The following is a 10,749-nucleotide window of genomic DNA, read 5'->3' on the forward strand; positions in this document are numbered from 1 at the left end:
CCATGCCGCTCCCGGCCCCCGGGAGCGGCATGTACACGTCCGGGGGTGGGTACCCGGATGAGGTTCAACCTCTTGACGGGAGGCGACCCGAACGGCTCAGCTTAGAGTTCACTAGTTGGACATGGACGGGGCCTCATCGAAGCGGTCCCGGCGCGCAGGAGGTTCGTCGTGGAGACTCCCGGTTCGCAGTCGTCGCTGCACCGAGCCAACCTGGAACGGGTCGTACGAGCGGTACGGCTCGCCGGTTCGCTCACGCAGGCGGAGATCGCGCGGACGACGGGCCTGTCCGCGGCGACCGTCTCCAACATCGTCCGGGAGCTGCGCGAGGGCGGGACGGTCGAGGTCACACCCACCTCGGCGGGCGGCCGGCGGGCCCGCAGCGTCTCCCTGAGCGGTGACGCCGGGATCGTCATCGGCGTGGACTTCGGGCACACGCACCTGCGCGTCGCGGTCGGGAACCTCGCCCACCAGGTGCTCGCCGAGGAATCCGAGCCACTGGACGTCGACGCCTCCTCCACCCAGGGCTTCGACCGGGCGGAAGCCCTGGTCAACCGGCTGATCACGGCGACCGGTGTCGACCCGGACAAGATCACCGGAGTGGGGCTGGGCGTCCCCGGCCCCATCGACGTGGAGTCCGGCACCCTCGGCTCCACCGCCATCCTGCCCGGCTGGGGCGGCACCCGGCCCGCCGAGGAGCTGCGGGGGCGGCTCGGCGTGCCGGTGCACGTGGACAACGACGCCAACCTCGGCGCCCTCGGCGAGCTGGTCTGGGGCAGCGGCCGGGGCGTGCGGGACCTGGCGTACATCAAGGTCGCCAGCGGTGTCGGCGCCGGTCTGGTGATCAATGGCTCGATCTACCGGGGCCCCGGCGGCACGGCCGGCGAGATCGGCCACATCACCCTGGACGAGTCCGGCCCCGTCTGCCGCTGCGGCAACCGCGGCTGCCTGGAGACCTTCGCCTCCGCGCGGTACGTGCTGCCGCTGCTCCAGCCGAGCCACGGCAGCGACCTGACCATGGAGGGCGTGGTCCGGCTGGCCCGCGAGGGCGACCCCGGCTGCCGCCGGGTCATCGCCGATGTCGGCCGCCACATCGGCAGCGGTGTCGCCAACCTGTGCAACCTGCTCAACCCGAGCCGGGTGGTCCTCGGCGGGGACCTCGCCGAGGCCGGGGAGCTGGTCCTCGCGCCGATAAGGGAGTCCGTGGGCCGCTACGCCATCCCCAGCGCCGCCCGCCAGCTCTCGGTGCTCCCCGGGGCGCTGGGCGGCCGGGCCGAGGTGCTGGGCGCGCTCGCCCTCGCCCTCGGCGAGATGGGTGATTCGACGCTTTTGGACGGGACGGCCGCGGGGTCCCTGTCCACAGCCGCTCCTGCCTTCACTTAGAGAACGGATGGCACCGTTGCCATCTCGTTAAGGATTTACTTCTTGACGTCGCACGTGCGGCCGAGTTGACTTCCAGCCACCTCGGCCGCAAGGACGCGGCCTCGTCAGGGAGGTTTCTGAAGTGAACACGCGTATGCGCCGTGCCGCCTTTGCCGTTGCCGCCGGTGCGATGGCCGTCTCGCTCGCCGCTTGTGGCAGCGCCAAGGAGTCCGGCGACAAGAAGGACTCGTCCGACGCCGCCGCCAAGAAGGGCGACGCCATCACCGTCGGCCTGCTGCTGCCGGAGAACCAGACCGCGCGGTACGAGAAGTTCGACAAGCCCCTGATCGAGAAGAAGGTCAAGGAGCTGACGAACAACAAGGGCAAGGTCGTCTACGCCAACGCCAAGCAGGACACCAGCCTGCAGAACCAGCAGGTCGACACCATGGTGACCAACAAGGTCGACGTGCTGATCGTGGACCCGGTGGACGCCAAGGCGATCGCGGGCTCGGTGAAGAAGGCCAAGGAGGCGGGCATCCCCGTCGTCGCCTACGACCGCCTGGCCGAGGGCCCGATCGACGCCTACACCTCGTTCGACAACGTGACCGTCGGCAAGGCGCAGGGCGAGGCGCTGCTGGAGGCGCTGGGCGACAAGGCCAAGGACGGCCAGATCGTCATGATGAACGGCTCCTCGACCGACCCCAACGCCGCCCAGTTCAAGGAAGGCGCCCACTCCGTCCTCGACGGCAAGGTCAAGATCGGCCGCGAGTACGACACCAAGGAGTGGAAGCCGGAGAACGCCAACGCCAACATGGAGGGCGCCATCTCCGCCCTCGGCAAGGACAAGATCGTCGGCGTCTACTCCGCCAACGACGGCATGGCGGGCGGCATCATCACCGCCCTGAAGGCCGCCGGCATCACCGTCCCGGTCACCGGCCAGGACGCCGAACTCGCGGGCGTGCAGCGCATCCTCACCGGCGAGCAGTTCATGAGCGTCTACAAGTCCTACCCGCAGGAGGCGGAGGTCGCCGCCGAGATGGCCGTCGCCCTCGCCCAGGGCAAGTCGCTCGACCCCATCGCCACCAGCAAGTCCGACAGCGCCACCAACAAGGGCATCCCGACGGTGCTCGTCCCGGTCATCTCGCTGACCAAGGACAACGTCAACGACACCGTCATCAAGGAGGGTTACTACACCCTCGACGAGATCTGCACGGACAAGTACAAGGCCGCCTGCGAGAAGGCCGGCGTCAAGTAAGCGGTCCCCGGGCCCCACGGGCCCACCGGACCGTACGGGAATCCGCACCGGAGGCCCGTACGGCCCGGCGACCGTCATGAACTCCGTCGGCGCCCCGCAGACCGACAGCCCCGCAAGCTCCGCAGCGGGACGCCGGCGGAACACCCCCCAATCTGCTGCACAACCTCCCGCCGGGTCAGGCGGCGAAGGAGATGGTTCACGTGTCCGCTACGCCCGTGCTGGCGTTGCGCGGGGTCTCCAAGCGATTCGGTGCCGTCCAGGCGCTCACCGACGTCGAGCTTGAGGTCCACGCCGGTGAGGTGGTCGCCCTGGTCGGCGACAACGGTGCCGGAAAGTCCACGCTGGTCAAGACGATCGCCGGCGTGCACCCCATCGATGAGGGAGTCATCGAGTGGGACGGCAGAGCCGTCACCATCAACAAGCCGAACGACGCCCAGAGCCTGGGCATCGCGACGGTCTACCAGGACCTCGCGCTCTGCGACAACATCGACGTCGTCGGCAACCTCTACCTCGGCCGGGAGGTCCGCAAGCGCGGTGTCCTCGACGAGGTCGAGATGGAGCGCCGCTCCCGGGAACTGCTGGACACGCTCTCCATCCGGATACCCAGCGTCCGCATCCCGATCGCCTCCCTCTCCGGAGGCCAGCGCCAGGTCGTGGCCATCGCCCGCTCGATGCTCGGCGAGCCCAAGCTGGTCATCCTGGACGAACCCACCGCCGCCCTCGGCGTCGAGCAGACCGCCCAGGTCCTCGACCTCGTCGAACGGCTGCGCGAGCGCGGTCACGCCGTCATTCTCATCAGCCACAACATGGCCGACGTGAAGGCGGTCGCCGACAAGGTCGCCGTGCTGCGCCTCGGCCGCAACAACGGCGTCTTCGAGGTCAAGTCGACCTCGCAGGAAGAGATCATCTCCGCCATCACGGGTGCCACGGACAACGCCGTGACCCGTCGTGCGGCGCGCACCAATGGGGAGATCCAGAAGTGAGCATCGACAAGACCTCCACGTCCGCCGAGGAAACCGCGGTGGAGAACCCCGAGGCGGCAGCCGCCGCCGTCACCGCGGTCGACCCGCGGCTGCTCGTGCGCGAGCAGGGCTTCGCCGGCTACGTCGGCGAGTTCAAGCGGAAGATGAAGGCCGGCGACCTCGGATCGATCCCGGTCGTCATCGGCCTGCTGGTCATCTGGGCCATCTTCACCAGCCTGAACCGCAACTTCCTCACCGCCGGCAACTTCTCCGACATGTCGGTCGCCATGGTCGGCACCGGCATGATCGCCGTCGGTATCGTCTTCGTCCTGCTGCTCGGCGAGATCGACCTGTCGGTCGGCTCGGTCAGCGGTGTCGCGGGCGCCACCTTCGCGGTGCTCAGCGTCACCCACGGGATGAACGAGGTCCTGGCCCTCGTCCTGGCCATCCTCACCGGCACCGCCGCGGGCGCCATCCACGGCTTCTTCTTCGCCCGCATCGGCGTCCCCGCCTTCGCCGTCACCCTCGCCGGACTGCTGTTCTGGCAGGGCTTCATGCTCCAGATCCTCGGCAGCAACGGCACCATCAACCTCGACTCCGAGGGCCTCGTCGCCCAGCTCACCAGCCACTACTTCAGCGACGTGGCCGCCGCCTACGGGCTCGCGGTCGTCGTGACGGCGGGCTACTTCCTCACCGCCTTCTTCGGCAACCGCCGCCGCGAGGCCGCCGGGGTGCCGTCCCGGCCGCTGAGCGAGACGATCGTGCGCACGGTGCTGCTGGCCGTCCTGGCCTTCGTCGTGGCGATCGTCTTCAACCAGCACAAGGGCCTGCCGCTGGCCGTCGTGATCTTCCTCGCGGTCCTGCTGCTCACGGACTTCGTGCTGCGCCGCACCGCCTACGGCCGCAAGGTCTTCGCGCTCGGCGGCAGCGTCGAGGCGTCCCGCCGCGCCGGCATCAACGTCGAACTGGTCCGGATCTCGGTCTTCGCCATCGCCGGCACCTTCGCCGCGATCGGCGGCCTCTTCGTCGCCTCGAAGATCGCCTCCGCCAACCAGGGCGCGGGCACCGGCGAATTCCTGATGAACGTCATCGCCGCGGCCGTCATCGGCGGCACGTCCCTCTTCGGCGGACGCGGACGCACCTGGAACGCCCTGCTGGGTGTCATGGTCATCGTCTCGATCCAGTACGGCCTCGCCCTGGAGGGCATCGCCTCGCCGGTCCAGTACATGATCACCGGTGGCGTGCTGCTGGCGACCGTCGTCATCGACGCCGTCACCCGCAAGACCCAGAAGACGGCGGGCCGCGCCTAGCAACCGCCGCCCCCCCCGCGCCGTCCGCTCCGCCCGCCCGTCCCCGCCCCGGGGGCCGGCGGGCGGAGTGCTGTGCCCACCGGCCCGACCCGCCCGCAGGGGGGCGCCCGGAACCCCGCGCGCGCCACCTGCGTGTCGTAGAAGGGGGCGTTGTTGGGTACAGCCGAACGGGTGACGTACGACGCACTGCCCGGACATCTTCCGCCGGAGCGGAAGATTAGACTCGACCCGCCCGGTAACAGCTCGATCAGCTCTATTGCAAGGAGGCACGGGTGCCGCTGCTGACCCGCATCAGGGGACCGCGCGATCTGGACCGGCTCAGCCTGGAGGAGCTGGACCGGCTGGCAGAGGAGATCCGCACCTTCCTCGTCGACGCCGTCGCCAAGACCGGCGGCCACCTCGGCCCCAACCTCGGCGTGGTGGAGCTCACCCTCGCTCTGCACCGCGTCTTCGACTCGCCCGCCGACAAGGTGCTGTGGGACACCGGCCACCAGTCCTACGTGCACAAGCTGCTCACCGGACGTCAGGACTTCTCCCGGCTGAAGATGAAGGGCGGCCTGTCCGGCTACCCCTCGCAGGCCGAATCCGAGCACGACGTCATCGAGAACAGCCACGCCTCCGCCGTCCTCGGCTGGGCCGACGGCATCGCCAAGGCCAACCAGGTGCTGGGCCGGGACCGGCACGTCGTCGCGGTCATCGGTGACGGCGCCCTCACCGGCGGCATGGCCTGGGAGGCGCTCAACAACATCGCCGACGCCAAGGACCGCCCCCTGGTCATCGTCGTCAACGACAACGAGCGCTCCTACGCCCCCACCATCGGCGGCCTCGCCAACCACCTGGCCACCCTGCGCACCACCGACGGCTACGAGCGCTTCCTCGCCCGGACCAAGGACCTCCTGGAGCGCACCCCGGTCGTCGGCAAACCGCTCTACGACACCCTGCACGGCGCCAAGAAGGGCCTCAAGGACTTCATCGCCCCGCAGGGCCTCTTCGAGGACCTCGGCCTGAAGTACGTCGGCCCCATCGACGGCCACGACCTGGAGGCCCTGGAGTCCGCCCTCACCCGGGCCAAGCGCTTCGGCGGCCCCGTGATCGTGCACTGCCTCACCGAGAAGGGCCGCGGCTACCAGCCCGCCCTCCAGGACGAGGCCGACCGCTTCCACGCCGTCGGCAAGATCCACCCCGACACCGGCCTGCCCATCGCCAGCTCCGGCGCCGACTGGACCTCCGTCTTCGGCGACGAGATGGTCAAGCTCGGCGAGGAGCGCGAGGACGTCGTCGCCATCACCGCGGCCATGCTCCAGCCGGTCGGCCTCGACAAGTTCGCCCGCGCCTTCCCCGAGCGGGTCTACGACGTCGGCATCGCCGAGCAGCACGCCGCCGTCTCCGCGGCGGGCCTCGCCCACGGCGGCGTCCACCCGGTCTTCGCCGTGTACGCCACCTTCCTCAACCGCGCCTTCGACCAGGTGCTGATGGACGTGGCCCTGCACAAGTGCGGGGTGACCTTCGTCCTGGACCGGGCCGGCGTCACCGGCACCGACGGCGCCTCCCACAACGGCATGTGGGACATGTCGATCCTCCAGGTCGTCCCCGGGCTGCGGCTCGCCGCCCCGCGCGACGCCGACCAGGTCCGCGCCCAGCTCCGCGAGGCCGTCGCGGTGGACGACGCCCCGACCGTGGTCCGCTTCTCCAAGGGCGCCGTCGGCCCCGCCGTGCCCGCCGTCGGCCGCGTCGGCGGCATGGACGTGCTGCGCGCCCCCGGCACCGAGACCCCGGACGTGCTGCTGGTCTCCGTCGGCGCCCTCGCCCCGATGTGCCTGGAGGTCGCCGGCCTCCTGGACAAGCAGGGCATCTCCACCACCGTCGTCGACCCGCGCTGGGTCAAGCCCGTCGACGAGGCCATGGCCCCGCTCGCCGACCGCCACCGCGTGGTCGTCACCGTCGAGGACAACATCCGCGTCGGCGGTGTCGGCGCCGCCGTCGCCCAGGCGCTGCGCGACGCGGGCGTGGACGTGCCGCTGCGCGACTTCGGCATCCCGCCGCGCTTCCTCGACCACGCCTCGCGCGCCGAGGTCCTGGCCGAGATCGGGCTCACCGCGCCCGACATCGCCCGCCAGGTCACCGGCCTCGTCGCCAAGCTCGACGGCATCCCCCACTCCCGCCTGCGGGCCAACGGCACGAGCCGGGCCGGTGCCGCCGTCGACTCGGTGGAGGCCGGCCGCGACTGACCGGGACCGGGCACGCGGTACCGCCGATGGGCCGGTGCCACCACGCGTTGCGGTGGTGGCACCGGCCCATCCGCGTGAATCCGGCCACGCCGGGGCATACGGACTACGCCCGCTCTCGATCATGTCGAGGACGACCAGCGTGGGAGGTCTCCGTGAGCAACTCTCTCTTCAGGACCAAGAGGATCGAACAGTCCATCCAGGACACGGAGGAGCCCGAGCACGCGCTCAAGAAATCCCTGTCCGCGCTGGACCTGACCGTGTTCGGCGTCGGCGTCATCATCGGCACCGGCATCTTCGTCCTGACCGGCACGGTGGCCAAGAACAACGCCGGCCCCGCGGTGGCCCTCGCCTTCGTCGTGGCCGGCGTCGTCTGCGCGCTGGCCGCGCTCTGCTACGCCGAGTTCGCCTCCACGGTCCCGGTGGCCGGCTCCGCCTACACCTTCTCGTACGCCTCCCTCGGCGAACTGCCCGCCTGGATCATCGGCTGGGACCTCGTCCTGGAGTTCGCGCTCGGCACGGCGGTGGTGGCCGTCGGCTGGTCCGGTTACATCCGCTCGCTGCTGGAGAACGCGGGCTGGCACATGCCGGCCGAGCTGGCCGGCCGGGACGGGGCCCACGGCTTCGGCTTCGACATCCTCGCCGCCGCGCTGGTGCTGGTGCTCACCGGCATCCTCGTCCTCGGCATGAAGCTGTCCGCGCGGGTCACCTCGCTCGTCGTCGCCATCAAGGTGACCGTCGTCCTCATCGTGATCATCGCCGGGGCCTTCTTCATCAACGGCGCCAACTACGACCCCTTCATCCCGAAGGCGCAGCCGGTGGCCGCGGGCGGCGACCTGAAGTCCCCGCTGATCCAGCTCATCTTCGGCTGGGCCCCGTCCAACTTCGGCGTGATGGGCATCTTCACCGCCGCCTCCGTGGTCTTCTTCGCCTTCATCGGCTTCGACATCGTCGCCACCGCCGCCGAGGAGACCCGCAACCCGCAGCGCGACATGCCGCGCGGCATCCTGGGCTCGCTGATCATCTGCACCACCCTGTACGTCGCCGTCTCCATCGTCGTCACCGGCATGCAGCACTACAGCAAGCTGTCGGTGGACGCCCCGCTCGCCGACGCCTTCAAGGCCACCGGGCACCCCTTCTTCGCCGGTGTGATCAGCTTCGGCGCCGCCGTCGGCCTCACCACGGTCTGTCTGATCCTGCTGCTCGGCCAGACCCGGGTGTTCTTCGCCATGAGCCGGGACGGACTGCTGCCCCGCTTCTTCTCCCGCGTCCACCCGAGGTTCCGCACCCCGTACCGCCCGACCATCCTGCTCGGCGTGGTCATCGCGATCGTCGCGGGCTTCACCAGCCTGAGCGAACTGGCCGAGCTGGTGAACATCGGCACCCTGTTCGCCTTCGTCGTCGTCGCCGTCAGCGTCATCATCCTGCGCCGCACCCGGCCCGACCTGCCGCGCGCCTTCCGCACCCCGCTGGTGCCGGCGCTGCCGATCGTGTCGGTGTGCGCCTCGCTGTGGCTGATGCTCAACCTGCCCGCCGAGACCTGGCTCCGCTTCGGCATCTGGATGGCGATCGGCTTCTTCGTGTACTTCCTCTACGGCCGCAAGCACAGCCGCCTCGCCACCGGCGAGATCACCCCCGCCCCGCCCACCGGCGGGTCCTAGGCCGCGAACCGGCCCCGTATGTCCGTTTCCTGGCGGCGGGCGGGGCCGGATAGCGTACGGCCATGCACGCTCCGCCGATCATCCGGTCACGCACCGTGTCCACCGGGCGGGCGGGGGCCGGCTACTGGACCCGGTTGCTGCCCCCGCTGACCGTGCTCGCCTGCGCCACCCGCCTCCCCTCCTTCACCCGCCCGCTGTGGAACCCGGACGAGGGCTTCCTCGCCGTCCAGGCCGGACTGCTCGCCCACGGCGGGCGGCTCTACGAGACGGTCGTCGACCGCAAGCCGCCCCTGGTGCCCTGGCTCTACCAGGGGGCGTTCGCGGTGACCGGGGCACAGTCGCTGACCACGGTGCGCGTCCTCGCCCTGCTCGCCCAGCTCGCCACCGCCGTGCTCCTCGCCTCCCTCGCCCGGCGCCGCTGGGGCGACACGGCCGGGCGCACCGCCGGCGTGCTGTACCTGCTGCTCTCCGTCGGGCTCAACCCCGAGGACGCGCAGGCCGCCACCTTCGAGGTGTTCATACTGCCGTGCACGGCGGCGGCGATGTGGTGCGCCGACCGCCGCCGCTGGGGCGCGGCCGGCCTCGCCGTCGGCTGCGCCTTCCTCGCCAAGCAGACCGGCGGAGCGGTACTGCTGCCGGTGCTCTGGCTCTGCGGAGCGCACCGCCCGGCGCTGCTGCGGCTGGGCGCCGGCGCCGTGGCCCCGGTCCTGGGCGCGGCGCTGCTCACCGACCCGGCGGGCTTCCTCTTCTGGACCGTCACCGGCTCCGGCACCTACGCCTCCTTCGACGGCTCCGCGACCCACGCCCTGGGCCGGGCGCTCGCCAACGCCGCGCTGCTCGCCGTGGCCTGCGCGGCGCTCCTGGGCCCCCTGGCCCGCCTGCGGCGCACGCCCCGCTCCGGCATGGCCGGTCTGGGGCTCTGGCTCGCCGCCTCGGCCGGGGCGGTCGCCACGGGCCTGCACTTCTTCGGCCACTACTACCTCCAACTCCTGCCGCCGCTCGCCCTGCTGGGCACGGCCGCCCTGCTGCGGCACCCGCCCCGCGAGCGGCCCGCCGGCCGGCTGCTCGCCACCGCCTGCTGCACGGTCCTCTTCGTCACCTGGGGCCTGCTGGCGCCGCGCGGCGAACTCGACCACGCCCGCCGCCTCGCGGAGACCGCCGCCCGCCACACCGCGCCGGGGGAGCGGGTGCTGTTCTGGGGCATGCACCCCGAGGCGTACTGGTTCGCCGGCCGCGCCCCGGCCACCCGCTACCTCACCGCGGGGCTGCTCACCAACTACAGCGGCGGACGCGACGGCGCCCGGGTCGGCGAACGGTACGGCGTCGAGGGCTCCTGGCAGGTGCTCCGCGCCGAGCTGGCCGCCCGCCCGCCGGCCCTGATCGTCGACGACTCCCGGGGCAAGCCGTACGCGCCGGAGCGGCTGCCGACCCTGCGGCGGCTGCTGGCGGCCGCCTACACGCGGGCGGGCACGGTGGACGGGGCGGTGCTGTACGTCCGTACGGCGGGACAGGCACCCGAGACGGGCGGCGGGGGCCGTCCGGGGCCAGGGGGGTGAGGGCGCGTCCGGCGGTGTACGGCGGGTCAGTCCGGGCGGACCGTACGAGGGCCCGTCACCTCGGCGCCCGACTCCGTGACCCGGCGGCGCAGTTCACGATCGGCGGTCACCACCAGGACCCGGCGGCCCCGGGCGGAGGCGGCCAGTGAGGCGATGAGGTCGTCGCCGCTGCCCGGCGCGGACTCCACCCGCACCCCGGGCACGGACTCCACGCCCCGGGCCGCGCCCTCCACGACGAGGACGATCTCCACCGGCCCGCCGTGCCCCGGCAGCCCGTCCGTCGCCAGCCGGTCCCGCAGCCGCTCGGCGGCCCCGCGCCGGTCGCGCCACCAGCCGTCGGGCACGGACCCGACCACATTGGCGCCGTCGACGATCAGGAGCAGGGCAGCGGCGTCGGTCATGGGCCCAGAATCGCACGCCC

8 protein-coding genes are annotated in these 10,749 nt (G+C 71.6%); 7 read left to right on the plus strand and 1 reads right to left on the minus strand.

The window, feature by feature from the left end; genetic code table 11:
* The first annotated feature begins 168 nt into the window (after positions 1-168).
* The 7 genes from J5Y05_RS02060 to J5Y05_RS02090 all read left to right on the plus strand — a co-directional run bounded on the left by J5Y05_RS02060 (position 169) and on the right by J5Y05_RS02090 (position 10,328).
* A complete protein-coding gene (locus tag J5Y05_RS02060; RefSeq protein ID WP_210867989.1) occupies positions 169-1,380 on the plus strand; it encodes an ROK family transcriptional regulator in 1,212 nt (403 codons plus the stop codon).
* A 133-nt stretch (positions 1,381-1,513) separates the two neighbouring features.
* Entirely contained in the window at positions 1,514-2,614 is a 1,101-nt protein-coding gene (locus J5Y05_RS02065; RefSeq protein ID WP_210869625.1) for a substrate-binding domain-containing protein, read from the plus strand.
* Between the two features lie 191 nt (positions 2,615-2,805).
* Positions 2,806-3,597, plus strand: a complete 792-nt coding sequence (locus tag J5Y05_RS02070; protein WP_210867990.1) for an ATP-binding cassette domain-containing protein — start codon at positions 2,806-2,808, stop codon at positions 3,595-3,597.
* Entirely contained in the window at positions 3,594-4,886 is a 1,293-nt protein-coding gene (locus J5Y05_RS02075; RefSeq protein WP_210867991.1) for a sugar ABC transporter permease, read from the plus strand. The genes J5Y05_RS02070 and J5Y05_RS02075 overlap by 4 nt, the downstream gene beginning before the upstream one ends.
* A gap of 272 nt (positions 4,887-5,158) precedes the next feature.
* Entirely contained in the window at positions 5,159-7,114 is a 1,956-nt protein-coding gene (gene dxs, locus J5Y05_RS02080; protein WP_210867992.1) for a 1-deoxy-D-xylulose-5-phosphate synthase, read from the plus strand.
* 152 nt (positions 7,115-7,266) lie between these two features.
* Positions 7,267-8,772, plus strand: a complete 1,506-nt coding sequence (locus tag J5Y05_RS02085; protein WP_210867993.1) for an amino acid permease — start codon at positions 7,267-7,269, stop codon at positions 8,770-8,772.
* Between the two features lie 62 nt (positions 8,773-8,834).
* Entirely contained in the window at positions 8,835-10,328 is a 1,494-nt protein-coding gene (locus J5Y05_RS02090; RefSeq protein WP_210867994.1) for an ArnT family glycosyltransferase, read from the plus strand.
* A 26-nt stretch (positions 10,329-10,354) separates the two neighbouring features.
* Here the strand turns inward: J5Y05_RS02090 and J5Y05_RS02095 are convergent, their stop codons facing one another.
* Positions 10,355-10,729, minus strand: coding sequence for a PIN domain-containing protein (locus tag J5Y05_RS02095; RefSeq protein ID WP_210867995.1), 375 nt, complete (start codon positions 10,727-10,729; stop codon positions 10,355-10,357).
* Positions 10,730-10,749 lie beyond the last annotated feature (20 nt).

It is taken from the genome of Streptomyces tagetis, assembly GCF_018069565.1.
Lineage (GTDB): Bacteria > Actinomycetota > Actinomycetes > Streptomycetales > Streptomycetaceae > Streptomyces > Streptomyces tagetis.